Source organism: Microbacterium sp. FG3 (genome assembly GCF_057809335.1).
In genome coordinates, this window is record NZ_JBMDJT010000004.1 from 1 (window position 1) to 22,797 (window position 22,797).

The 22,797-nt window shown below is 71.4% G+C and carries 23 protein-coding genes and 1 pseudogene; 15 read left to right on the forward strand and 9 right to left on the reverse strand.

The genetic code is table 11. The features are described 5' to 3' along the window. Positions 1 to 133: 133 nt before the first annotated feature. The gene (locus tag ACODR5_RS02165; protein ID WP_488982581.1) at positions 134 to 1,876 is read right to left on the reverse strand and encodes a TIGR03767 family metallophosphoesterase; all 1,743 of its coding nucleotides are present in this window, start codon (positions 1,874 to 1,876) and stop codon (positions 134 to 136) included. Positions 1,877 to 2,107: 231 nt separating this feature from the next. Next, positions 2,108 to 3,094 carry an o-succinylbenzoate synthase gene (locus tag ACODR5_RS02170; protein WP_488982582.1) on the reverse strand — a complete coding sequence of 329 codons (987 nt, stop codon included), beginning with the start codon at positions 3,092 to 3,094 and terminating at the stop codon, positions 2,108 to 2,110. A 205-nt stretch (positions 3,095 to 3,299) separates the two neighbouring features. On the opposite strand from ACODR5_RS02170, the gene ACODR5_RS02175 reads away from it, so the two are divergent. From ACODR5_RS02175 to ACODR5_RS02205, 7 genes are all read left to right on the forward strand, one after another. After that, positions 3,300 to 3,623, forward strand: coding sequence for a PadR family transcriptional regulator (locus ACODR5_RS02175; protein WP_449854068.1), 324 nt, complete (start codon positions 3,300 to 3,302; stop codon positions 3,621 to 3,623). Between the two features lie 29 nt (positions 3,624 to 3,652). Continuing rightward, complete coding sequence (locus ACODR5_RS02180; protein WP_488982583.1) at positions 3,653 to 4,621, forward strand: permease prefix domain 1-containing protein; 969 nt, start codon at positions 3,653 to 3,655, stop codon at positions 4,619 to 4,621. Positions 4,622 to 4,748: 127 nt separating this feature from the next. Continuing rightward, a complete protein-coding gene (locus tag ACODR5_RS02185; protein WP_488982584.1) occupies positions 4,749 to 5,546 on the forward strand; it encodes an LLM class F420-dependent oxidoreductase in 798 nt (265 codons plus the stop codon). Continuing rightward, a complete protein-coding gene (locus ACODR5_RS02190; RefSeq protein WP_488982585.1) occupies positions 5,546 to 5,995 on the forward strand; it encodes a hypothetical protein in 450 nt (149 codons plus the stop codon). Before ACODR5_RS02185 ends, ACODR5_RS02190 begins: the two co-directional genes overlap by 1 nt. 172 nt (positions 5,996 to 6,167) lie before the next feature. After that, the gene (locus ACODR5_RS02195) at positions 6,168 to 7,079 is read left to right on the forward strand and encodes a 1,4-dihydroxy-2-naphthoyl-CoA synthase (RefSeq protein ID WP_449854072.1); all 912 of its coding nucleotides are present in this window, start codon (positions 6,168 to 6,170) and stop codon (positions 7,077 to 7,079) included. A 13-nt stretch (positions 7,080 to 7,092) separates the two neighbouring features. Beyond that, on the forward strand, positions 7,093 to 8,235 hold the full coding sequence (locus ACODR5_RS02200; protein WP_449854073.1) for an AMP-binding protein: 1,143 nt from the start codon (positions 7,093 to 7,095) through the stop codon (positions 8,233 to 8,235). A gap of 64 nt (positions 8,236 to 8,299) precedes the next feature. Beyond that, positions 8,300 to 9,256: a 1,4-dihydroxy-2-naphthoate polyprenyltransferase gene (locus ACODR5_RS02205; protein WP_488982586.1), complete on the forward strand. Its 957-nt coding sequence runs from the start codon at positions 8,300 to 8,302 to the stop codon at positions 9,254 to 9,256. Positions 9,257 to 9,341: 85 nt separating this feature from the next. Here ACODR5_RS02205 and ACODR5_RS02210 read toward each other — a convergent pair whose 3' ends face one another. After that, positions 9,342 to 9,629 (reverse strand): DUF4229 domain-containing protein, encoded by a 288-nt coding sequence (locus ACODR5_RS02210; protein WP_488982587.1) that lies wholly within the window; start codon positions 9,627 to 9,629, stop codon positions 9,342 to 9,344. A 76-nt stretch (positions 9,630 to 9,705) separates the two neighbouring features. Between ACODR5_RS02210 and ACODR5_RS02215 the strand changes: the two genes are divergently transcribed. The 4 genes and pseudogenes from ACODR5_RS02215 to ACODR5_RS02230 form a co-directional block, all read left to right on the forward strand. Then, complete coding sequence (locus ACODR5_RS02215; RefSeq protein WP_460816281.1) at positions 9,706 to 10,125, forward strand: PLD nuclease N-terminal domain-containing protein; 420 nt, start codon at positions 9,706 to 9,708, stop codon at positions 10,123 to 10,125. 13 nt (positions 10,126 to 10,138) lie between these two features. Next, on the forward strand, positions 10,139 to 11,923 hold the full coding sequence (gene menD, locus ACODR5_RS02220) for a 2-succinyl-5-enolpyruvyl-6-hydroxy-3-cyclohexene-1-carboxylic-acid synthase (RefSeq protein WP_488982588.1): 1,785 nt from the start codon (positions 10,139 to 10,141) through the stop codon (positions 11,921 to 11,923). A gap of 112 nt (positions 11,924 to 12,035) precedes the next feature. After that, positions 12,036 to 12,908: a polyphosphate kinase 2 family protein gene (locus ACODR5_RS02225; RefSeq protein WP_488982589.1), complete on the forward strand. Its 873-nt coding sequence runs from the start codon at positions 12,036 to 12,038 to the stop codon at positions 12,906 to 12,908. A gap of 109 nt (positions 12,909 to 13,017) precedes the next feature. After that, positions 13,018 to 13,737: pseudogene (locus ACODR5_RS02230) on the forward strand (glycerate kinase); the annotation flags it as partial. 86 nt (positions 13,738 to 13,823) lie between these two features. On the opposite strand, the gene ACODR5_RS02235 reads toward ACODR5_RS02230, so the two are convergent. The 3 genes from ACODR5_RS02235 to ACODR5_RS02245 all read right to left on the reverse strand — a co-directional run bounded on the left by ACODR5_RS02235 (position 13,824) and on the right by ACODR5_RS02245 (position 16,287). Further along, positions 13,824 to 15,137: a DUF2079 domain-containing protein gene (locus ACODR5_RS02235; protein WP_488982590.1), complete on the reverse strand. Its 1,314-nt coding sequence runs from the start codon at positions 15,135 to 15,137 to the stop codon at positions 13,824 to 13,826. A gap of 89 nt (positions 15,138 to 15,226) precedes the next feature. Then, positions 15,227 to 15,694: a hypothetical protein gene (locus tag ACODR5_RS02240; RefSeq protein ID WP_488982591.1), complete on the reverse strand. Its 468-nt coding sequence runs from the start codon at positions 15,692 to 15,694 to the stop codon at positions 15,227 to 15,229. Then, positions 15,691 to 16,287, reverse strand: a complete 597-nt coding sequence (locus ACODR5_RS02245) for an RNA polymerase sigma factor (RefSeq protein WP_488982592.1) — start codon at positions 16,285 to 16,287, stop codon at positions 15,691 to 15,693. Before ACODR5_RS02245 ends, ACODR5_RS02240 begins: the two co-directional genes overlap by 4 nt. A 183-nt stretch (positions 16,288 to 16,470) precedes the next feature. Between ACODR5_RS02245 and ACODR5_RS02250 the strand changes: the two genes are divergently transcribed. Both ACODR5_RS02250 and ACODR5_RS02255 read left to right on the forward strand, forming a co-directional pair. After that, a complete protein-coding gene (locus tag ACODR5_RS02250) occupies positions 16,471 to 17,037 on the forward strand; it encodes a beta/gamma crystallin family protein (RefSeq protein ID WP_056208535.1) in 567 nt (188 codons plus the stop codon). Further along, complete coding sequence (locus tag ACODR5_RS02255) at positions 17,034 to 17,546, forward strand: hypothetical protein (RefSeq protein WP_488982593.1); 513 nt, start codon at positions 17,034 to 17,036, stop codon at positions 17,544 to 17,546. The genes ACODR5_RS02250 and ACODR5_RS02255 overlap by 4 nt, the downstream gene beginning before the upstream one ends. 61 nt (positions 17,547 to 17,607) lie before the next feature. Here the strand turns inward: ACODR5_RS02255 and ACODR5_RS02260 are convergent, their stop codons facing one another. From ACODR5_RS02260 to ACODR5_RS02270, 3 genes are read right to left on the reverse strand one after another with little or no spacing between them, the layout of a single operon-like run. Next, on the reverse strand, positions 17,608 to 18,195 hold the full coding sequence (locus ACODR5_RS02260; RefSeq protein ID WP_488982594.1) for a DUF6262 family protein: 588 nt from the start codon (positions 18,193 to 18,195) through the stop codon (positions 17,608 to 17,610). Beyond that, positions 18,192 to 20,654 (reverse strand): tyrosine-type recombinase/integrase, encoded by a 2,463-nt coding sequence (locus ACODR5_RS02265; protein ID WP_488982595.1) that lies wholly within the window; start codon positions 20,652 to 20,654, stop codon positions 18,192 to 18,194. The genes ACODR5_RS02260 and ACODR5_RS02265 overlap by 4 nt, the downstream gene beginning before the upstream one ends. Further along, entirely contained in the window at positions 20,651 to 21,802 is a 1,152-nt protein-coding gene (locus ACODR5_RS02270; RefSeq protein WP_488982596.1) for a tyrosine-type recombinase/integrase, read from the reverse strand. Before ACODR5_RS02270 ends, ACODR5_RS02265 begins: the two co-directional genes overlap by 4 nt. Before the next feature lie 103 nt (positions 21,803 to 21,905). Here ACODR5_RS02270 and ACODR5_RS02275 point away from each other — a divergent pair, with 103 nt between their 5' ends. Both ACODR5_RS02275 and ACODR5_RS02280 read left to right on the forward strand, forming a co-directional pair. Next, positions 21,906 to 22,310, forward strand: a complete 405-nt coding sequence (locus ACODR5_RS02275; RefSeq protein WP_488982661.1) for a glycerate kinase — start codon at positions 21,906 to 21,908, stop codon at positions 22,308 to 22,310. A gap of 43 nt (positions 22,311 to 22,353) precedes the next feature. Further along, a complete protein-coding gene (locus tag ACODR5_RS02280) occupies positions 22,354 to 22,704 on the forward strand; it encodes a hypothetical protein (protein ID WP_488982597.1) in 351 nt (116 codons plus the stop codon). The last annotated feature ends 93 nt before the right edge of the window (positions 22,705 to 22,797 follow it).

A 22,797-nucleotide genomic window follows, 5' to 3' on the forward strand; every position in this document is an offset into this window, starting at 1 on the left:
GGGGCGGCCCCACGCTCGCGCTTCGCGCTCGCACAGTGATCGGCTGCTATGGAGGGGTGTGCGAATCGGTGACACTCATCGGTTGCTGAACGGAGCGGCCGGAGGCCGCGGAGATGAAGCGACCTGCGCAAGCTCAGCGGCGCGGATCCACCAGGAGGAGTTCGGCGTTGCGGTCGTGCGGCTCGCCGATCGCGGTGGCGCGGGCGTTGAGGTCGTTGAACGCCAGCTCGCGGTAGATCGAGGCGAGCCCCGCGGGCGTGAAGTCGTCGTACTCCACGCGGGCCGGCGCATCCGACTCGATGAGCGTCGTGAACAGCGACAGCGTGCCGTCGCGGTTGTCGGCGAGCTCGATCACCCGGGCCAGCTGCGGCGCGTCGACGTGGGAGGCCGTGTTGATCTCCCAGAACCCGCGCTCGGGCGACGGGCCCGGGTGCGGCGTGATCGCGTTGCGGTGGCTGTGCCCGTTGATCCAGGCGATGACGTTGGGGTAGCGGTGCAGCAGGTCGAGCACCTGCGGCCCGAGCAGGCGCGGCTCGTCCGGGCGGCGCGGGTCGGGCGTCGGGTTGTCCATGGCGTGCGAGGGGTGGTGGCTGAACACGACGAACAGCTCATCGCTCGTGGCCTGGCGCTCCTCGCCGCCCAGCGGCGTCCAGTACCGGGACGATCCGGCGCGCAGCGTGCGCTCGAGCCAGGCGAACTGGTGCGCGCCGAGCGAGCCGCGGCCCCGGCCGCCCATCGTCGTCGTGTCGAGCGAGATGCCCGTGACGCCCTCGGCGATCGGGAACGTGTAGAAGAGGTCGCGGCCGTCGCGGTTCGCATCCGTGAATCCGTGCCCGATCGGGCCGGCGCCCTCGTAGCGCGGATCGAAGTGGGCCGCCACGAACTCCGCGGGCGTGAACGGGCGGCGCCGCTCGTCGGGGGTGATCTCGCGCAGCGTGCCGGTGCCGAACAGCTCGCGCGCCGTCACGCCGCGGGGATCGCGGAACGAGTCGGCGATCCGCTGCCGTGCCGCCCGATCCCTGCCGGTCACCTTCGTCGCCGCCGTGTAGTACTCGGCCATGGCGGGGGCGTCGGCCAGCGATCCCTGCACGGAGTCGTCGTGGTTGCCGAACGTGCAGTACCAGGGCAGGCTGAGGCCGGGCGAGGTCAGGGGCGCGCCGGCGGCGGTGAGCAGACCGGGGATCTCGGGGAAGCCCTTCGCGGTCCACGCCGAGCGATCCAGCGCGCGGTCGGGGTGCCAGTAGAACGGGTCGCCGCCGTCCTGCACGCCCTCGTACCGATCCGGATCGCCCGTGCGCTGCGCGGCCGTGCCGCCCGAGAGTGCCGTGAGGAACCACTCGAGCTCGGCGAGCTCGTGGTTGTCGGTGTTGTCGCCCGTCGTCACGACGAACGCGAGATCGCCGCCCGTGTAGGGTCCGCGCCGCAGCGCGTTGATGCGGCGCACCAGCGCGGCCGATCCGGCGAGGCCCAGCGCCTCCTGCGGGCGGTGCATCGAGGGGATGAGGTCGTGGATGTCCTCGATCCGCGCGGGGGACTCGGCGTCGATGAGGTGCAGATCGGTCACCTGCACGAACGACACGACGCCTTCGCGGCGGTCGTCGCGATCCGGGCTGCCCGCGGCCAGCTCCTCGCGCACGACCGTCGGCCAGCCGCCGGCCGCGACGAGCCGGGCGTAGCGGTGCGGATCGGCGTGCTCGGGAGCGCTCACCGACTCGAGGGTCGTGCCGCGCGTCGACAGGGCGGGGCCCGCGGTGAGCGGCTGCGGACGCGGGGCGCCCGCGGGGGTGGCGCTCGCCGCGCCGACGGCCATGCCGGTGAGCCCGGCCAGGCCGCCCACGCCCGCCGCCAGCAGGATCCCGCGCCGCGTGAACCGCATGGGCCCAGGCTCCCCAGCGCGGGCGACGCCCCGTGAAGCGGCGGGCGAACACCCGGTGAAGCCCGGGTGACGATCGGGATCGGGCGAGCCCGCGGGGTTGCGGTGGTCGCTTCATCTCCGCGCCTGCGGCGCTCCGTTCAGCAACCGATTCGGGTGCACCCCTCGGTTGCTGACCCTTCGGCAGGCTCAGGGACCGAGCTGAAGCGACCTCAGCAACTCCTGCGGATCGACCTATCCGCCAGTGAGGAGCGCGTGGCAGCGGGTGATGCGCTCGCGCCACCAGGCCTCGCGGTCCGGCGCCGCGGCGTGCGCGGCGAGCAGGCCGGCGTCGGGCGCGACGCGCGCCGCGGGGATCGCGCCCCCTTCCGGCGCCAGTCGCGGCTCGGCGACGTCGGCCGCGAGCAGCGCGGCGGTGCCGAGGCCGCAGTCGAACTCCAGCTCGGGCAGCGCCGCGGCGAGGGCGGCTCCCTGCGCGAGCCCCACGCTCGTGTCGAGCGCCGAAGACACGACGGCCGGCAGCCCCGCGGCCGCCACGATCTCGAGCGCCCGGCGCACACCGCCGAGCGGCTGCGCCTTCACGACGAGGATGTCGGCGGCGCCGGCGCGCGCCACGGCGAGCGGATCGTCCGCCTTGCGCACCGACTCGTCGGCCGCGATCGGAATGTCCCAGTCACGCAGCCGCTGACGGATCTCCGCGAGCTCCTCGACCGTGGCGCACGGCTGCTCGATGTACTCCAGGTCGAACTCCGCCAGGGCGTGCGCGGCGTGCTCGGCCTCGTCCACGTTCCAGCCGCCGTTCGCGTCGACGCGCACCCGCCCCTCCGGTCCCATCGCCGCGCGGACGGCGCGCACGCGCGCGATGTCGTCGGCGAGGGTCTGGCCGCGCTCGGCGACCTTGACCTTGGCGGTGCGGCAGCCGTCGAAGCGGGCCAGGATCTCGGGCACCCGCTCGGCGGCGATGGCCGGCACGGTGGCGTTGACCGGGATCGCGCCGCGCCGCGGTGCGGGCTGGGGGAGCCAGGCGAAGTCCAGCGCGGCCGCGAGCCAGGCGGCGGCCTCGGCGTCGTCGTACTCCAGGAACGGCGAGAACTCGCCCCATCCCTCCGGCCCCTCGAGCAGCGCGGCCTCCCGGTGATCCACCCCTCGGAAGCGCGTGGCCATCGGCAGCGACACCACCCGCGTGTGCGCGAGCACCTCGTCCAGCTCCGGCAGATCCATGCCCCCATCCTGCCCCTCGCCATGCACAACGAAGGAAGAGCGGCGGCGCCCGTCCGCGCGTACCGGCGTGTCGCGCCGGCCGGGCCGTCATCTTCCTTCGTTGTGCAGCGGGGCGGGGGTCTGGCCGCGGAGAGGGGATCCCCGGGCGCGAGTACATCATGCGTGGGTGTTGCAATAGTGTGTGACGCACAGTAATGTTGCGGACATGGATGAGGGATTCGAGACACATCGACAGGAGCTGCGGCGCGGCACCGTCGTGCTGGCCTGCCTGCGCCTGCTGCGCGAGCCCGGTTACGGGTACGGCCTGCTCGAGGACCTCGCCGCGCGCGGCTTCGACACCGACGCGAACACGCTGTACCCGCTGCTGCGCCGCCTGGAGAAGCAGGGCTACCTCACGAGCGAGTGGAACACCGACGAGGCCCGGCCGCGCAAGTTCTACCGCACCTCCGAGGCGGGCGACCGCCTCGCCGACGCACTGACGACCGACTGGCGTGAGCTGGCACAGGCCTTCGACACGCTCGCCGACTGACCGAGAGACTGACCGAGGGAGGGATGGGGATGGACGCCATCACCAAGGACGACTACACCAACCGCTACGTCGAGGCCGCGACGCGGTCGCTGCCCCCCGACCAGCGCGACGACTACGCGGCCGAGCTGCGGGCGTCGATCCAGGACCAGATCGACGACCGCATCGAGGCGGGGCAGGCGCCGGCCGACGCCGAGCGCGAGGTGCTCGTCGAGCTCGGCGATCCCGCCACGCTCGCCGCGGGCTACGCCGGCCGATCGCTGCAGCTCATCGGACCGCGGTACTACTCCGACTGGAAGCGCCTGCTCGTGCTGCTGCTGTGGACGGTCATGCCGGTCGCCGCCTTCGCGGGGACGATCGGGCCGCTGCTGCGCGGGGAGGACGTGGGCGACCTGATCGCGGGGGCGATCGTGACCGCTCTCACCGCCGGCCTGCACGTGTGCTTCTGGGTCACGCTGGCGTTCGCGCTCGTCGAGCGGTTCGGCGAGCCGGGGCGCAGCCTCGGCGCGTGGACGCCCGACCGCCTGCCGCTCACGTCGGAGCGGCGCACCAAGTTCAGCGAGGTGGTGCTCGCGTTCGTCGCCGTCGCGGTGTTCGCGGTCGTCATCGCCTGGGACCAGCTCATCGGCTTCGTCATCCTGCGCGAGACCGGCGGCGAGCCGCTGCCGTTCCTCGACCCCGGGCTGTGGCCGTGGGGCTTCGGCATCGTGCTGGCGACCACCCTGGCGACCGCGGTGCTCACGCTCCTGGCCTACCGCCGGGGGGAGTGGGCGACCTGGATGGGCATCGCCGCCGCGGTCCTCGCGCTCGGTGTGACGGCCGCCGCCGTGGCGCTCGCGGTGACCGGCCGGCTGCTGAACCCCGAATGGTTCGCGCTCGTGTTCCGCTCCGCCGAGCCGGGCACGGTGCAGGTGATCCAGGCCGCCCTCGGCGTCGGGATCGCGCTGCTCGGCCTCTGGTCGGCGTGGGACTCGTTCCGCCGCACCCGCTCGCTGCGCTGACCCGGCCGGCGCAGCGTCGGCCCGGCGCAGCGGAGGACATCGGCGCCTCCGGAGGACGGGATCATCCGATCCGTCCTCCGGAGGCGCCGTTCTCCGTCCCGGTGCGCGGTGGGCCTACCCTGATCCCATGCCTCTTCTCGACACCCCCGTGCGCCTCGGCGTGCAGCTCGCGCCCCAGCACCAGCTCTCGTACGCGACGATCCGCGACGCCGTGCGCCGCTTCGAGGACATGGGCGTGGACATCCTCTTCAACTGGGATCACTTCTTCCCGCTCTCCGGCGACCCGGACGGCACGCACTTCGAGTCGTGGACCGAGCTGGCCGCCTGGGCCGAGCTGACCGAGCGCGTGGAGTTCGGCGCCCTCGTGAACTGCAACTCGTACCGCAACCCCGACCTGCAGGCCGACATGGCCCGCACGATCGACCACATCTCGGCGAAGGACGGCGTGGGCCGGTTCATCTTCGGCACGGGATCGGGCTGGTTCCAGCGCGACTACGACGAGTACGGCTATGAGTTCGGCACGGTGGGCTCGCGCCTCGACGACCTCGCCGCCGCGCTGCCGCGCATCGAGGCGCGGTGGGCCAAGCTGAACCCCGCGCCGACCCGCAGGATCCCCGTGCTGATCGGCGGCAAGGGCGAGCAGAAGACCCTGCGGCTCGTGGCGCGCCACGCCGACATCTGGCACAGCTTCGTGGGCCCCGAGGAGCTGCCGCACAAGCTCGACGTGCTGCAGAGCTGGGGCGAGAAGGAGGGACGCGACGTCTCGCGCATCGTCGTCTCCAGCGAGCTCGGGCACCGCGACGAGGCGCACGCCGACGCGCTGTACACCGCCGGCGCGCGCCTGTTCACGCTCGGCATCGCGGGCGACGACATCGACGTCGACCGCGTGCAGCGCTGGCTCGACTGGCGGGACGGCAAGAACTGATGCGCGCGCTCGCCGCGGCGGCCCTCGTTGTCGGAGTGCTCGCCCTCGCGGGGTGCGCGACGCCGCAGGGCGAGGGCGCCGGCGCGGGCGCCGACCGCACGGGCGAGGTCGGCGAGGTGCTGCCGCGCGACGTGCCGAGCGGCTGGACCGGGCCGATGCCCGACGGGCAGAGCGCGGGCCCGCTGGTGGGCTGGATCGATGACGAGCAGTTCGGCGTCATCACGATCGGATCGGGCAGCTGCTACCCGGAGGCCACGGCGATCGAGGCGACCGGCGACGCGTCGGCGCGTATCGACTTCGAGATGCCGCCGGCGGACGCGATCTGCACGGCCGACTTCTCGCCGACGACGCACGCCTTCACGCTGCCGCCGGCCGTCACGGAGTTCCCGGTCGCGCTCGAGCTCGCGTTCGGCGACGACGTGGTCGACGCGGAGCTGCCCGCCCGCTGACCCGGGCGTTGCGCTGGTCGCTTCATCGCCGCGGCCTGCGGCCGCACCGTTCAGCAACCGATGGGGTCGACCCGATCGGTTGCTGAACGCCAGGCCGCGGAGCGGCCGGAGATGAAGCGACCCCCGCGACCCGCCCGAGTGCCGCGAGGGCGCCCCGGCGTAGGCTGGGACCGTGACCGACACCTTCGTCTCCGAGCTGTTCGATCCGGACGCGTGGGACGCGGCCCCCGGTGCCGACGCCTACCGCGACATCACGGCGCACGTGTCGAAGGACGGCCGGATCGCCCGCATCGCGTTCGACCGGCCCGAGGTGCGCAACGCCTTCCGGCCGGGCACCGTCGACGAGCTGTACCGGGCGCTCGAGACCGCCCGCACCGACCCGCGGATCGGCGTCGTGCTGCTCACGGGCAACGGCCCCAGCCCGAAGGACGGCGGCTGGGCGTTCTGCTCGGGCGGCGACCAGCGCATCCGCGGGCGCGACGGCTACAAGTACTCCGACGACGACACGGCCGTGACCGATCCGGCCCGCGCCGGTCGCCTGCACATCCTCGAGGTGCAGCGGCTCATCCGGTTCATGCCCAAGGTCGTCATCTGCGTCGTGCCGGGCTGGGCCGCCGGGGGCGGGCACTCGCTGCACGCCGTGTGCGACCTCACGATCGCCTCGGCCGAGCACGGCCGGTTCAAGCAGACCGACGCGGACGTCGGATCGTTCGACGCCGGGTACGGATCAGCGTACTACGCGAAGCAGATCGGCCAGAAGCTCGCCCGCGAGGTGTTCTTCCTGGCCGAGGAGTACTCGGCGCAGCGCGCCTACGAGATGGGCGCCGTCAACCGCGTCGTCCCGCACGCCGAGCTCGAGCGCGAGGCGATCGCCATGGCGCGCACGATCCTCGGCAAGTCGCCCACTGCGATCCGCATGCTGAAGTACGCCTTCAACGCCGCCGACGACGGGATGGTCGGGCTGCAGCTGTTCGCCGGCGAGACGACGCGCCTCGCCTACGGCACCGACGAGGCCGTCGAGGGCCGCGACGCCTTCCTCGAGAAGCGCGACCCCGACTGGTCGGCCTTCCCCTACCACTACTGATGCCGGACGCGGCATGAAGCTCGAGCGGCTGGACACCGACGACCCGCGCGATGTGCTGCGGGCGCTGCGCGGTGCCGTGCTGGGCGCCGGGCCCGCGATCGCGCTCGGGCCGGCCGCCGGGCTGCCGCAGGAGGTGCCCGCCGGAACGGCGGTGGTCCTCACGACGTCCGGATCGACCGGGGTGCCGAAGTCCGTCGCGCTGTCGCGGTCCGCGCTCACCTCGTCCGCCCTCGCCACGGCCGCGCGGATCGGCGAGGGCCACTGGCTGCTGCCGCTCAGCGGCGGCTACATCGCCGGCGTGCAGGTGATGGTGCGCGCGCTCGTCGCGGGGCGCGACCCGGCGATCCTGGCCGGGCGCTTCTCGGCGCGGGCGTTCGCCCATGCCGCCTCCGGCATGCACTCGACGGAGCGCGGCGCGGCGGTGCCGACCTACACCTCGCTCGTGCCCGCGCAGCTGCAGACCCTCGTCGACGCCGCGGACGATCCGGATGTGCTGCGGGCGCTGCGCTCGTTCGAGACGATCCTCGTGGGCGGCCAGGCCCTGCCGCCGGCGCTGCGCGAGCGCGCTGCGGAGCGCGGGGCGCGGATCGTGCGCACGTACGGCTCGACCGAGACGAGCGGCGGATGCGTCTACGACGGCGTGCCTCTCGACGGCGTGCGCGTCGCGGTGGTCGACGGCGAGCTGCGGATCGCGGGACCAACCCTCGCCGACGGGTATGCCGGCGATCCCGAGCGGACCGCCGCGGCGTTCGCGTCGGACGGCGACGGCACGCGCTGGTACCGCACGGGCGACGCGGGATCCGTCGAGGACGGCGTCGTCCGGGTGACCGGCCGGATCGACAACGTCATCGTCTCGGGCGGCGTGAACGTCTCGCTCGACCGCGTCGAGCGCGTCGTCCACGCGGTGCCGGGCCTGGAGGGCGCCGTCGTGGTCGGCGGCCCGCACGAGCGCTGGGGCGAGACGCCCGTGCTCGTGCTCGAGGGGGACGGCGCGCCGGAGCTGCTCGCGCAGGCGCGCGCGGCCGCGGAGCGCGAGCTCGGCGCGCCCGCCCGCCCGGACCGGATCGTCGCCCTCCGCGAGATCCCGCGGCTGGACAGCGGCAAGCCCGATCGCCGCGCGATCACCCGGGCCGTGGCGCGCGCGTCGCAGGGCTGACACCGTCACGCGCGCGTCGTCTCGTGCAAGGGAGCGCGGCTCGCGCGCCGTAGAATCTCCCCTCGTGGCGAAGAGCAAGAGCGCGAGAGGTGTCAGCGGCAACCCGGCGAAGCGGGGGAGCGTCGTCGCGCCGCCGCCCAAGCCCGTCACGCTCGGCGACTGGATCGGCGCGGCCCGGCTGCGCACGCTGCCGCTCGGCATCGCGCCCGTCGTCGTCGGCACGGGCGCGGCGATCCTCGCCGATCCCGAGCACCTCTTCCACTGGGTCATCGCGCTCGCGTGCCTCGTCGTGGCGGTGGCCCTGCAGATCGGCGTGAACTTCGCCAACGACTACAGCGACGGCGTGCGCGGCACCGACGACCACCGGGTCGGTCCCACCCGGCTCACCGCGAGCCGCCGGGTGAAACCGCGCACGGTGCTCACCGTGGCGCTCGTCTTCTTCGCGATCGCCGCGCTCGCGGGCCTGGCGATCGTCATCCGCACGCAGCAGTGGTGGCTGATCGCCGTCGGTGCCGCCTGCATCGTCGCGGCGTGGTTCTACACGGGCGGCAAGCGCCCCTACGGCTACAACGCGCTCGGCGAGGTGTTCGTCTTCGTGTTCTTCGGGCTCGTCGCGACGCTCGGCACCACGTGGGTGCAGGCGCTGCGCCTGCCGCAGGAGGCGTGGGCGGGCGCCGTCGCCGTCGGGTTCCTCGCGTGCGCCGTGCTGCTGGCCAACAACCTGCGCGACATCGATCAGGACCGCGCCGCCGGCAAGCGCACCCTCACGGTGCTGATCGGCCGCCGCGCCACGCAGATCCTGTACACGGTGCTCGTGCTGCTCGCGCTCGGCATCGCGGCGTGGCTCGCGCTGTTCTACCCGATCGCGTGGCTGACGTTCTTCGTCGTGCTCATGCTGGGCCCCGCGATCCTCATCGTCTGGACCTACCGCACGCCGCGCGAGCTCGTCACGGCGCTGGGCCTGACGTCGTTCGGCACGCTCGTCTACGCGGTCTTCCTCTGCTGGGCGCTCGTCGGCTGACCGCCCGGAACCCGCGAGACAGCATCCCTGCGCCGAGACGGCGTGCGCACGCCACTGTCTCGGCGTGCAGATGCTGTCTCGCGGATCAGTCCTCGCGCTGGTCGCGGATCGCGGCCTCGTTCGCGGCGTCCTCGAGGGTGTCCTCCTCGGCGCGCGCGCTCGGGGCGCCCTTCGCGGCGCGGGCCTCGTAGATGCCCGTCGAGACATCGGCGAGCGGCTTCCGCAACAGCAGGATCGACAGGCTCAGGCCGATGATCGCCGCGAAGATCGCCGCCAGCCACCACAGGTCCTGGAACACCGGCAGCAGCATCATCAGGCCGAACGGCACGAGGAAGAAGGCCAGGCGCAGCACGGCGTAGAGGACGAATCTCACGGGGTCAGCCTACGTGCGGCTCGCTGAGCGTTCGCTTCCCGGCATTCCCCCGGTGCGGGCCGATTAGGCTGGATGAATGGCCCGCCTCATCGTCATCCTCGTGGTCGCGGCGGTCGTCTTCACCGTCTTCAGCGTGATCGACTGCGCCGTGCAGCCGGCGACCCGGCACCGCGGCGTGTCGAAGGGGTGGTGGATCGTCATCACGTGCGTGCCCGTCGTCGGCGGCCTGCTGTGGTTCCTCATCGGCCGCGGCCGGGGTCTCGACGCGCGCCGCGCCCGCGGACCCGTCGCCCCGGATGACGATCCCGCCTTCCTCGGCAGCCTCGGATCCGCCGCCGACCAGGACGAGCGCATCCGCCGCCTCGAGGAGGAGCTCGCCAAGCTCGACGACGAGGACGATGCCGAGGACGGCGCGGGCGACGAGCCGAAGCAGGCGGGGCCCGACGACACGCCGGGCGACGACGGCGTCGGCGGCAGCCGCGGCGCCATCGGATGAGCGGCGCGGCGGCATGAGCGGCGACGCGTCGCGCTCCGCCGCGACCGACGCGGCCTGCGCCCTGCTGGACGAGCTCGTCCGGCGCGGGCTGCGGCACGTGGTCGTCAGCCCCGGCTCGCGCTCGCAGGCCCTCGCGCTGGCCGCCGCCGAGCTGGAGCGGCAGGGGCGCATCCGCCTGCACGTGCGCATCGACGAGCGCGTCGCGGGCTTCCTCGCGCTCGGCATCGGACGCGAGACGGGCATGCCCGCCGCCGTGATCTGCACCTCGGGCACCGCCGTGGCCAACCTGCTGCCCGCCGCGCTCGAGGCGCACCACTCCGGCGTGCCGCTGCTGCTGCTCACGGCCGACCGTCCGCCCGAGCTGCGCGGCATCGGCGCGAACCAGACGACGACGCAGCCGGGCATCTTCGGGTCGGCGGTGGGGCTGTCGACGGACGTGCCCGTGCCGCGGGGCGATGCCGGCGAGGAGGCGAGGTTCCGCCGGATCGCGCACGCCGCTCTCGACGCCGCCGCGGGGCACGTCGAGTATCCGTCTTCGGCCGCGCACCGGGCGCGCCGCGCGCCGCGACCCGGGCGCCACATCCCGGGCCCGGCGCACCTGAACCTGCCGTTCCGTGAGCCCCTCGCGGGGGAGCTGCCGGCCTGGTTCACGGATCCCGGATCGTCGCGCGCGGACCGGGTGACGGATCCCGCGGTGGGCGCCGAGGAGGCGCCGCTGCCGGGCCGGCCCCGCGTGATCCACGACACCCTCACGCTGCCGCGCGGCCCTCGCACCGTGGTGGTGGCCGGTGCCGACGCGGGGCCGGAGGCCGAGGAGCTCGCGCACCGGGGCGGCTGGCCGCTCATCGCGGAGGTCGTCAGCGGCGCGCGCTTCGGCCGCCACCTCGTGCACGGCTATCGCGAGGCGCTGCGCAATGCGGCGCTCGGCAGCGCGATCGAGCGCGTGGCGGTGCTGGGCCACCCCACCCTCGCGCGCGAGACGGCGGCGCTGCTGAGCCGCGAGGACGTGGAGGTGATCGCCGCGCGCTCGGGCGGCGAGGCGCTCGACCTCAACGGGCGCACGGTCGAGGCGGGGCGGCTCGAGGTCGGGCCTGGCGAGACCGACCGCGCGTGGCTCGGCGGGTGGATGCGGCACGCGCGCGACCACCGCGTCGACCTCTCCGCCGAGGCGCCGGATCTGGAGGGGCTGCGCTCCACCGATCCGCGCGAGCGCCTGAGCGCCGTGGACGCCGAGCTGCGCGCCGTGCGCCGGCCCCTCGACCGCGCGCTGCTCGTCGACGCCGTGTGGGCCGCGACGTGGCCGCACGACCGGCTCGTGTTCGGATCGTCGCGCCTCGTGCGCGTGGCCGACGAGATCCTGCCAGGCAAGCGGATCCGCGTGCACGCGAACCGCGGGCTGGCGGGGATCGACGGCACGGTCGCGACGGGCATCGGCGTCGCGCTGGCGGCGCAGGACGCGGGCGCGACGGGCGTGACCCGCGTGCTGCTGGGCGACCTCGCGCTGCTGCACGACGCCGGCGCGCTGCTGCGGGCCCCGGGCGAGGAGAGCCCGCGCCTCCAGGTGATCGTCGGCAACGACGGCGGCGGCACGATCTTCGACGGCCTCGAGGTGGCCCGCGCAGCCGGCGCCGAGGCGATGACGCGCGTGCAGTACACGCCGCACGACGCCGACCTCGCCGCGCTCGCCGCCGCGTACGGCTGGGAGCACACGCGCGTCACGACGCGCGCCGCGCTCGATCAGGCGCTGCTCGCGCCCCTGACGGCGCCGCGCCTCATCGAGGTGCCGCTGGAGCGCTGACCGGCGGCCGCCGCGATCCGGTCCGCCGCCCGATCCGATCCGCCCGTCCCGATCCGCCCGCCCATCCGTCCCGCCCTCGATCCGTCCCCGCCGATCCGGCAGGATGGCCCCCATGGTCGCGAAGAGCCAGGCGAAGTGGACGACGGACGCGCGCGAGGCGCTGCGGGCGGGAGGAGGGTTCTCGCTCGCGGCGGTCGATCCGCGCTCGACGCCGGGGTACGAGGGCGACAAGGTCGACGGGATCGCGGATCTCGCGGCGGGCCTGGAGCAGCTGAGCGAGTACCAGGAGCGGCTGTACGCCGCCAGCCGCGGCGGCACCTCGCGCGACGCGGTGCTGCTCGTGCTGCAGGCGATGGACTCCGCGGGCAAGGGCGGCATCGTGCGCCACGTGATGGGCGGCGTGGATCCGCAGGGCATCGAGCTGGCGGCGTTCAAGGCGCCCACCGCGCAGGAGCGCGCGCACGACTTCCTGTGGCGCGTGGAGCGGCGCGTGCCGGCGCCGGGCATGATCGGCGTCTTCGACCGCTCGCACTACGAGGACGTGCTCATCGGCCGGGTGCGCGAGCTCGCGCCGCCCGACGAGATCGAGCGGCGCTACGACGCCATCGTCGACTTCGAGCGCCGGCTCGCGGCCTCGGGCACGCGCGTGGTCAAGGTGATGCTGCACCTGTCGTACGAGGAGCAGGGCGAGCGGCTCATGAAGCGGCTCGAGCGCCGCGACAAGCACTGGAAGTACAGCCCCGGCGACGTCGACGAGCGCGTGCTCTGGCCGCGCTACCAGGAGGCCTACGAGACCGCGATCGCGCGCACGTCGACCGACGAGGCGCCCTGGTACGTCGTGCCCGCCGATCGCAAGTGGTACGCGCGCCTGGCGGTGCAGGAGCTGCTGCTCGAGACCCTCGAGGACATCGACCCGCGCTGGCCCGCCGCGACCTTCGACGTCGCCGCGGAGAAGGCGCGGCTGCGCGCGACGTTCCGGGCCTGATCCGGATCGCCGGGCGTTCGGGGTCCCGCGGCCGGATCCGCCGGGGCGACCGGGCGGTGTCGCATCCGCCGGTGCGGGGCGGCCGTCGCGCGCACGAGAGAATGAGGGCATGACCGATTCCCCTCGCGTGGTGTTCGCCCCCGACAGCTTCAAGGGATCCCTCGCGGCGGCAGGCGTCGCCCGCGCGCTCGCCGAAGGGTGGCCGGGCGCCGAGGCCGTGGCGCGGCCGATGGCCGACGGCGGCGAGGGCACGCTCGACGCGTTCGCGACGGCGGTGCCCGGCTCGCGCCGCACGCCCGTGCGCGTGACGGGACCGCTGGGCTTCGGCATCGACGCGGCGTGGCTGTGGCTGCCGCCCACCGACGACGCGCCGCAGGGCACGGGCGTCGTGGAGCTGGCCTCGACTTCGGGCATCGAGCTGCTGGGCGACGCGCGCCGGCCATGGGACGCCTCGACCCTCGGCTTCGGCCAGGCGATCGCGGCGGCGCTGGATCACGGCGTCTCTCGCCTCGTGCTCGGCATCGGCTCGAGCGCCTCGACTGACGGCGGGGCCGGGCTGCTCACGGCGCTGGGCGCGCGCTTCACGAACGACTTCGGCGCGTCGATCGCGCCGGGCGCCGCGGGGCTCGAGGAGGTCGCGGCGGCCGACCTCACGCGCCTGCGGCCCCTGCCCGAGGGCGGCGTGCAGGTGCTGAGCGACGTGACCAACCCGCTGCTCGGCCCCGCGGGCGCGGCGGCCGTGTTCGGCCCGCAGAAGGGCGTGGACGACGTGACGCGGGCCGAGGCCGCGCTCGCGCGCTTCGCCGACGTGCTGGGCCGCACCGCCGGCGAGTCGCTGCCGGTGACGAGCGTTATCTGGGTGTTGTCAAGGGGGTGAAGCTAGATTGTGCGGGAGTGGCATGTAATCGACGTCAGCTACTGGCAGGCGAGCTCGTACCCGCTCTGCTTGGCGATGGGGCGGTAGGTGGCGCCTGGATGGAGTCGGGTAGCGACCTCAAGAGCGCTGCCCCACTCGTCTGGTGTGCCTCCGGCTATCCGGTCGATAAGGATGCAGTCCGGGGCGGGGTTGGAGTTTCCGAGCCAGTAGACGTCGTGGTCGTCGACGAGGTATGACATGAGGCCAATGTCGCTCTCAACCGAGGAGCCAGCAGGAATCGCCTCAAGGATTGTGGTCGCTGCGTCAGCCCGGTCGGGCTGATCCCACGAGTTGGGTGCGAGAAGCGACCATAGCGGGAGTGTGGGTAGGAGCACTGTTGCTGCTGTGACGGCGATCGCGGCGCCGTGGCGGCTGTAGCTGCGAAGCCAGGTCCACCGGGAGGTGGGTCCGCGGTTGATGGCATCCAGGAGTGCGACGAACACGATCGGCATGAGGACGGCGCTGTAATGCCAGCTTGGCCCCCAGTAGCCATGGTTGCTTGAGAGGAAACGCCACGCGAGGGTCGGCAGGAGGACGAGCGCGATCGGTGACCGGAGGATGAGCCCGCCGCTGATCACCAGGATCAGGGCGAGCGTGAGCCCTTTCGATGGGTGGAAGAGCCCGCCAGGGTCGGCAAGGAGTGTCAGCGGGTTGGCGTTGCTCGCGTACGCCCAGGAACCTTGGGGGTTAAGGAGTGGGAGCACGATGAACACCGCGATCGCGAACCAGCCCACGCCCCAGACCGCGAGCCAGAGCCCAAGCGGCTTGCGCGAGCGGTAAGCGACAAGCAGACCGATGATCGCGACGGTGAGGCCGAGGTCTTCCTTGACGAAGACCAGGGGGGCCGCCCACAGCACGGTAGCGATATCGCGGCGCTCGAGCAGCGCGCTGAGCGAACAGGTCAGCAGGGGGACCGCGAGGGCGATCTCGTGGAACTGTGCTTCGGCGGCATATTGCAAACCCCAGCTGAAGCCGAACGCGAGGCCGAGGAGGACGCCGCCCGCGACGGAGCCAAGGCTGCGGCTCGCGGTGCGGGTGAAAATCGCGGCAGCGACCGCGAAACACACCGCTTGAACGGCGAGCAGTGTGAACGCGTGGGGCGCGATCGCGTAGACGGGTGCGATCAGAGCGAGGAGGGGGTGGAAGTGATCGCCGAGGAGGTTGTATCCGTCGCCTTTGATGTTCACGATGGGCGGTTGCATCCGGGCGTAGTTGTCGAGCAGCTGGGCGAAGATGCTCAGGTCCCAGGACTTCACGGTGAACTGCGACCACTGCCATGCTGCGTAGACAACGTATGTCGTCGCGACGATCACCCCGACGACGCACGGCGCTATCCATCCCGTGCGAGTGCGCCGATCGGGCAGCCGCGGCGCCGTGGGCAGCGCCCGGATCGGGGTGATTGTCACCGGGGTGGCTCCAGGCCGAGATCGCTGCACGCCACGCCATCCTCCTCCGGGAATACTGCGAGCGTCCCGTCACGCTGTGAGCAGACAAACAGCTCGGGCACGGGATGGATCCGCCCATCGTTGGGGGGCGGTCCGTCGTTCTCACCACCGAGTACGCCGATACGCCATACGGACTCACACAAGTCGATGGCGCGGGCAACCCGGTCGTCTCCGACCGGCGACGGATCGCCGACCTGCTGCGCGCGGCTCTGCAACGAGGGCGACTCATAGCAGTACGCGGAGTTGTGCCGCAGCTCCGCGGATGCAAGAGCGATCAGCGCCCCACCCGTGGTGGCAGCGACGAGCACACCGGCGCCGATGAAGATGCTGACCCGCTTGCGAGACCGGCTCCGGTTGCTGCGTCGCCGGACCTCGCGCATCAGGTTGTCGCGCATCCGGTCGTAGTTCGGCTCGTCAATAGTCATTGGTCTATCTGCTTCCTCAACGCTCCGCGCACCCGGGACAGGCGGTTCCGCACAGCCGAGTGACTGGTGCGGAGCTGGTACGCGGCCTGCTTGTAGCTGAGTCCCTCGACAACGCAGAGCCGAAATACGTCCTGGTCGATCTGCGGAAGGGCCGCAACGATCCTTCCGACCTGTTCGAGTTCCATGTTCCGCGCTGCTTCGGCGTCCACCTCGCGCGGGGAGGCGAGATCGTCTTCACTCAGCGCAGTCGTGACCCGCTGCGTCAGACGCCTACTTGCCCGCTGAACGTTGAGGGCAAGGTAGTTCGCAGTGGTCAGCAACCACGGCAGGCAAGATGTGCCGGCCAGGTCAATACGACGGCACTTGCGCCACAACAGCAGAAACGCGTCTTGGGTCACTTCCTCGGCGTCCGACGCGGAGTCAACCTTGCTCCGCGCGAGCAGATACACCGCCCGGACGTGGCGGTCATGAAGTTCGCTCAGAGCGGTGTCGTCTCCATCGCGCAGTCTCCGCAACAGTGGCACATCGTCCTCGACATCATCAGCCGAGGCGAGATCCTGCCGATCCCGGGACGCGCGCGCGGGCTCCGCCACCTGCGACTCCCTCCGACACACGACTCTTCTCGTACCCCATGTTCCCCCACCGTGTGGGTCGGCCGGGGCGACTGTCCGTTCGGACCAAAGGGTCTCAGTATTCGTCGAGGTCTGGCGTGTGAGCAGCGATCGTCGCAAGGCTCTGAACGAAGATCGTCGATCCGAAGGGAACAGACCAACATCATGAAACGTCCACTCGCCGCCCTCGCCGCATCGTTGCTCATGATCGGAGCCGCCGCCATCACGGCGCCCGCGGCAACTGCCGACACCATCGACCGCACTCAGAGCTGTTGGCAGGAGCTCGACACCGGGAAGTCCCTGTGCGTCGACGCCGACGCCAACCTTGCAGACGCCGTGTACGAGGCATACGGCATCGTCCTGTCCACGCCCGACGGGGCGCTCGAAGTCAGCGACGAACTCGTCAACGACTCCAGCAGTGCTCGCTCCGATGTCGCGCCGCTGGCAAGCACCGTGATCGGCATCTTCTACGAGCACAACAACTACGGCGGTGCCTCGTACGCAGCGAGCGTCACCCAAAACGGCTGCTACGGCTATGCCCACGGCTACACGAGCCTCGCCGGGATCGGCTGGGACAACCGGATCACATCGTTCCGGTCGTACTCGAACTGCAAGACCGCGATCTTCGAGAACACCAACTACGGCGGCGCGTCCTACGGTTACTACGTGAACTCCAGCAACGTCGGCGCCGCGATGAACGACCGCGCCTCGTCGATCCGTTGGGCAGCGTGACCCACACCGCCGCGAGGGCGACGACCGTGCACCCTCGCGTCATCGCCGCGGTTGCCGCGATCCTGTTCGTCATCGCGTCCGTGTGGGCGGGGCTTCCCGCCAACGCGACCGTAGGTGATGACCCTCTGAGTGGCTTCACACAGGCTGAGCGGGATCTGTTCGAGTCCGGTGAGCCGACAATCCTGACGGTGGACCCCGCAACCGGCGAGTTCGTGGCGATTGATGCCGCGACGTCGCTAGTGCAACCGTTCGGCGTGGTGCCGAACTGCAGCGGTGACCGGGCCTGCTGGCAGGGCTACCTGTCACCACACCTGTGGTACGGATTCGACGGTACCGGCGCCAGCGGAACCTGGCCCAACCGGGGCAACTTCAAGAGCAACAACTATCGAGCGAAGCTCTGCTGGTCCTACGCAGGCAACAACCCCTGCATGTCTGGATACAGCGGCCTCAACCAGACAATCACCTTCGGGACTGAAGTGACGGGGAAGAGCGTCGCGCTCACCCGATAGCCGAGCCAGTGACGGCGGAGCGGGACACCATCGCAAGGGGGTGTCCCGCTCCGCCGTTTCCTCATCGGTCACTGAATCGGATGCTGGTGACGTTGGCTGGCTGCCCCATGAGTTCGCGGATGGCGGTGCGTTCCACCGCGAGATCGTCCTCCAGGCTGCGGACTTGTTCGCGCAGTTGGGAAACGGTGCGGAGCAGGTCGGCGTTCTGGGCGAGGAGTCGTTCAATCTCCTGGCCGCGGTGCTCGTATAGCTGCCGCAGTCGCTTCTCGTCCCGGATCTCGATTTGCGCGGCGAGGCCGGCGTCGAGCTTCCGGTTCAGCTCGCGCGCTTCACCCTTGAGTCGTTTGATCGTGTTCTGCGCGCTCACCAGGTCCGCGGCGCGGGCCGCGTGGAGGGGGCGGTCGCCTGCGGATGGATGTCGTTCCTGATGCCGACGTAGGCCCTCCATGAGATCGGGACGGCTGTAGAGGAACTGCCGGCTCACGCCGGCCGCGGCCGCGAGAGTCGAGACCGTGAGCGCCTGGCCGTGGGCTGCGGCCGCGTGCAGAGTCGCGGCGACATCACGGTGCTTGCGGGCGCTGGCCTCGGCCCGCGCCTGGGCCAACGCAGCGGAGTTTCCTCGGGGTGGGGTGGGCGTCGTCGTCGTCATATCTCCCTCAGCTCGATGTGTTTCCCGGCGAGGGCAGCGCTGCGGGCGCGTCTCATCACCTCGGACATGGTGGAGATCTCACGCCGCTGGTCCTGTGGGAGCTGTTCGAGGCGTTCCCGCATGGTGGTGAGCACCTTCTCGTAGTCGGCGATCAGGCCGCGCTGCGCGTCCAGCAAGTAGCCGGCGGTGTCGGAGGCCTCCGCGATCCGCAACTGCGACTTCAGCTTCACGATCTCCTTCTCGATCTCTGGGATGTGTGAAGGGTTGGGGCGGAAGAACCCACAGCCCGCGCACTGATACCGCAGCTGACACGCGGTGCCGCCGGCGGCGACATTGCTCGGTTCCGCGCAGTCGCCGTAAGGGACCGGTGTGATCTTCAGCTGCATCCGCCCGTTCGCGATGCCGACCTGTCGGCCGTGACGATCGTGCGCGAGCGGGGCGAGCGTGTTGACGGCCTTCCGGCGACGTTTCGAACTGACCTGGTAGTAGCCCATCGTGGTGCTCAACGAGACGTGGTCCATGAGCTGCCGCAACACGTCCGGGTCTGTCCCGTTGTCCGCGTGACGTTGCGCGTAGGCGCGGCGGAAGTCGTAGGGCTGCACCGTGGTCAGGTCGAAGTCGACCGGATGCCCGTCAGCGTCCGTCACCGGCCCGGGGACCTGGGGAAGGTTCGCTGCGAACTTGTGCAGGATCTTGCCCAGGTAGCGTTCCCCGATCGGAGGGATGTTCTCGTCCTGCAGCCGGCGCCTCCCGCTCGGGAACAGGTACGACGATCTGATGCCGCGCTCGGTGCGGATGCGCTCCCACCGCCGGATCGATTCGACGACAGGTGTCTCGACGGGGAGTTCCTTGGTCGCGCCGCCGGTCTTGTGCGCCGTGTAACGCAGCAGCCACCCGCCGTGCCGATCCTGAACGAGACAGTCCGTCCGCAGCGTCGCGATCTCTGCCGGCCGGCGGCCGGTCTCCATCAGCAGCTCGAGCACGCACCGATACATGTCGGAATGCCGACCGATGTCGAGCCGGCCAGTATGGCTTCGCAGATGGGCGACGACAGCGGCAGGAGTCACCCGATCGCTTTCGACCTTCTGGTCGCCTTTCCCGCGCAAGGTGCGGCGTTTCTGCGCGGCGTAGTTCTGCGCGAAGCTCTCCGGGATCTCATCCCAAACGCCAAACCGTCGTGCCAGCCGGCAGAGCTCCCACCAGACCGAGTAGGTGAACTTGATCCCCTGCGCCGACCAGCGCTGCTCGAACCGTGCGATGATCGCCGCCATGTCCTCGTAGGACAGTCGCGTCGGATCCATGCCCGCGTCGGAGCGGCGATCGGCCATCACCTGGGATGCCTCGGCGCAGACGTCGAAGCACTTCCGGACCGCCCCACGCGGTTCCAACGTCGCACCCAGCCAGGTGCGGAACGCCGACGCCAGCCACGGCTGCGTGAGCTGTCGAACATCCAGCGGGGTGCCACCGAGATCCGGGTTCCGTGCCGACTGGGTCTCTCGCAGCGGGAGGTCCTGGAGGAAGATCAGGTCGCCTTGGAGCGAGTCGTATCCCTCGAACCGGCGGTGCGCCTTCTCCAGCAGCAGCATGCCAACCGCCCGCAGCCCCTTCAGGCGGATGGAGTGCTCGTGCGACCGGAAGCACTCCAGCAGATCGGTGTGCGGGTCGGCGGCGATGTCGTTGATGAACGGTCGCAGCTTGCTGATCATCACCCGACCCACGCCGCGATCGGCATACTGCTGGATGACGAACAGCAGCTCCGTGCGCAACGGCTCACTCAGCGACCCGAGCGCGAGCTGGTGACGCTCCAGCACCACGTTCGAGCCCATGAAGTCCTCGATCGTGAGGGCAGGCTGCTTGCGGCGCGCCGCCCGCAGCCCGGAGTCGTGATAGTCGCAGAGGCCGCTGCTGATGCTGTGTGACAGGATCCTGCCGCACGACGCAATTGGGCACGGGACTGACGGGAATACGAACTTCCCCACCCGATCGGCGACGAATGCGTCCAGCCGGTGATCGGTGAGCGCGGCTTCCGCCTGCTTGCAGCGTTTCGCGAACAGGTCGTAGTGCGTGGGGCAAAGACCCCGCGTGGTCATCGCCCGCCCGCAGCGGACGCCCGCCTCATCGGATATGCCGCAGAGCTCGAAGCCGCGAGTCGTCCTCCTCGCCTCCAAGCTCACCTTCGGGTGGGTGCGGGCATACTCCTCAACGCTCACGCCGGCATGTCTGGCCCGCCGCTGGCATGGCGGGCAGTAGTCGACGCGCGAAGCGGGATTCGCGCAGCCAGGCCGCTGACAGGCACGGAAATCGTTGAGCTCGTTGAACGGATCGACCGTGAGGATCCCGGTCACTGCGTCCCACGCGCCAACAGCCCACTCCTCGTTCAGCATCCCCGCCAGGAACTCCCGCCAACCGCCGCCAGACTTGCTGCCTGCTGCCTCCGCGGTATCGACGATGAGCGTCACGAGCGGTCCTCCGAATACATCGTCGTGCGTGCGACCGCAGCGCGCAGCGCCTCGTCGCTGGCGTGCGTGTAGATGAGCGTCGACGCCAACGATCGGTGCCCGAGCAGCACCCGCACGACATCAAGCTCCACCGCCTGCCCCTCCAGCCCGCGCAACCAGATCGTCGCGCGCGTATGCCGCAGCAGATGTGGCCGCACGTAGAACCCCAGCCGGTCCGACCACCGACGGAACAGGTCCACCACCGTCGCGTAGGTCAACGCCCGGCCCGCCGTCGGGCCCTCCAGTGCAACAATCGCGTTCGGGCTCCCGTCGTCCCCGAGCAGCCTCAGCCGCTCCGACAACGCCTCCTGATACGACAACGCCAGCTCCGCCGGCACCGGGACACTCCGCAGAGATTTCGCCCGCGCGCCGTTGACGGAACGGTTCCGCACGACATGCAGATGAGGCCCGCGGAGCCGGCAGCCGTGCGCACTGTTGTCGGCGAGCAAATGCAGATCCTGCCGAAACAGCGACAGTACTTCGCCGACCCGCAGCCCGGTGAAGTAGAGCAGATCCACCAGGAAACGGTCCCGCGGACGTAACTGCAACTCGAGCAGAGCCCGCCGCTCGGCTTCATCCGACAACCACAGCGGCGCCTTCTCCACGTGCACCGCCCGGACCTTCAACGATCTCGTCATCACGCTCCGAATCCGACCGTGTTCACCGCCACGCGCACCCGGGCGCACCACCTGATCCTCCGTCAGCTGCACGACCAGGTCCCTGGGCACGAGATCCTCAAGCGCGGCCCACCTGTAGAACTCGACCAGCGCGACCAACCACGCGGCGACCGTCGCGGGCTCGCGAGGCGTGGCGATCGCGGAGCCCCGCGAGACCGGCGTCACCAACAGGTGGTTCTTCCACTGCACCAGCGTTGAAGTCCTCACCTGCGTCCAATGCAGGCCCTGAGCCGGAAGCCAACTCAAGAAGCCCGCCAAACGGAGACCGTAGTTCCGCACCGTGTTCGGAGACGCGCCCGACTCAGAAAGAGAACGCAGCCAATCACACGCACCGGGATGAATCACGCCCCGCGTCCGATCGAACACCACCCCCGCATCGACCCCGGAGAAAGACGGCACCCAGCGGAAGGCGAACACCCCAAGGTCACTCATGATCGCGCCGTAGCGACCGTCACTGACACTCCTGCGGGCGTGTCCAACCAAGGACGATCTGCATCCGACGCTGACAACCACTTACAACCACACATGACTACAGATAACGGCCGCGCGCCACGCCGATCCCGCCGCGCCGGGCGCCGGGGCGGCGGGCGGAGCGGGGTACGGGCTGCTCGCCTGGGGCGCGGAGCTCGTGCCCGGGGCGGTGCGGATCGCGGAGCTCACCGGGCTGCGCGAGGCGATCGCGGGCGCGGATCTCGTGGTGACGGGCGAGGGATCGTTCGACGGGCAGTCGGCGGCGGGCAAGGCGCCCGCGCACGTCGCGGAGCTCGCGCGCGAGGCGGGCGTGCCCGTGGCGCTCGTGGCGGGCCGGATCGCGCCCGACGCCGACGTCTCGGCCTTCGTCCGCGCCGTCTCGCTCACCGAGCTCGCCGGATCGGGCGAGGCCGCGATCGCCGATCCGGAGCGCTGGCTGCGCGAGGCGGGCGCCGCGCTGGCGCGCTGATCGGCCCGAGACGGACGTCGGCCCGCCGGGGTACCGTGGCGGCATGACGACGGAGTCGACGTTCGCACCGGAGTACCTCGCGGCCGCCCGCGAGTGGTTCGAGGAGGTGCTGCAGGCCGCGCGCGCCGTGCACGCGATCGGGGAGCGCGGGGCGGCCGAGGGGATCCTGCTCGCGTTGGATCGCTGGCTCCTCGCGCGGGACGTCTCGTCGGGCCCCTCGGCGGAGCTGGCGATGGTCGTGCAGGCGATCCTCGGCGACGACGTGATGCGTCCCTTCGGCCCCTACGACCCCGCGACCTCCGTGCTCGGCAACCCGGTGGGGGCGCACATCACCCTCACCTTCGACGACGCGGCGGCCCTGGGTCGCGCCGTCTTCGCCCAGCTCGACCCCTGACGACGCCTTGCACTGGTCGCTTCATCTCCGCGGCTTCGCCGCTCCGTTCAGCAGCCGGTGAGGTGCAACCGATCGGTTGAACCGACGAGCAAC

What these genes read in the sequence shown, in the direction of transcription:
- menD (WP_488982588.1), top strand. Translation starts at nt 10,139, where the DNA reads ATGAGCGGCGACGCGTCGCGCTCCGCCGCGACCGACGCGGCCTGCGCC.
- ACODR5_RS02215 (WP_460816281.1), top strand. Translation starts at nt 9,706, where the DNA reads ATGGCCCGCCTCATCGTCATCCTCGTGGTCGCGGCGGTCGTCTTCACC.
- ACODR5_RS02165 (WP_488982581.1), bottom strand. Translation starts at nt 1,876, where the DNA reads ATGCGGTTCACGCGGCGCGGGATCCTGCTGGCGGCGGGCGTGGGCGGC.
- ACODR5_RS02225 (WP_488982589.1), top strand. Translation starts at nt 12,036, where the DNA reads ATGGTCGCGAAGAGCCAGGCGAAGTGGACGACGGACGCGCGCGAGGCG.
- ACODR5_RS02270 (WP_488982596.1), bottom strand. Translation starts at nt 21,802, where the DNA reads ATGAGTGACCTTGGGGTGTTCGCCTTCCGCTGGGTGCCGTCTTTCTCC.
- ACODR5_RS02250 (WP_056208535.1), top strand. Translation starts at nt 16,471, where the DNA reads ATGAAACGTCCACTCGCCGCCCTCGCCGCATCGTTGCTCATGATCGGA.
- ACODR5_RS02175 (WP_449854068.1), top strand. Translation starts at nt 3,300, where the DNA reads ATGGATGAGGGATTCGAGACACATCGACAGGAGCTGCGGCGCGGCACC.
- ACODR5_RS02280 (WP_488982597.1), top strand. Translation starts at nt 22,354, where the DNA reads ATGACGACGGAGTCGACGTTCGCACCGGAGTACCTCGCGGCCGCCCGC.
- ACODR5_RS02170 (WP_488982582.1), bottom strand. Translation starts at nt 3,094, where the DNA reads ATGGATCTGCCGGAGCTGGACGAGGTGCTCGCGCACACGCGGGTGGTG.
- ACODR5_RS02185 (WP_488982584.1), top strand. Translation starts at nt 4,749, where the DNA reads ATGCCTCTTCTCGACACCCCCGTGCGCCTCGGCGTGCAGCTCGCGCCC.
- ACODR5_RS02190 (WP_488982585.1), top strand. Translation starts at nt 5,546, where the DNA reads ATGCGCGCGCTCGCCGCGGCGGCCCTCGTTGTCGGAGTGCTCGCCCTC.
- ACODR5_RS02240 (WP_488982591.1), bottom strand. Translation starts at nt 15,694, where the DNA reads ATGACTATTGACGAGCCGAACTACGACCGGATGCGCGACAACCTGATG.
- ACODR5_RS02260 (WP_488982594.1), bottom strand. Translation starts at nt 18,195, where the DNA reads ATGACGACGACGACGCCCACCCCACCCCGAGGAAACTCCGCTGCGTTG.
- ACODR5_RS02200 (WP_449854073.1), top strand. Translation starts at nt 7,093, where the DNA reads ATGAAGCTCGAGCGGCTGGACACCGACGACCCGCGCGATGTGCTGCGG.
- ACODR5_RS02180 (WP_488982583.1), top strand. Translation starts at nt 3,653, where the DNA reads ATGGACGCCATCACCAAGGACGACTACACCAACCGCTACGTCGAGGCC.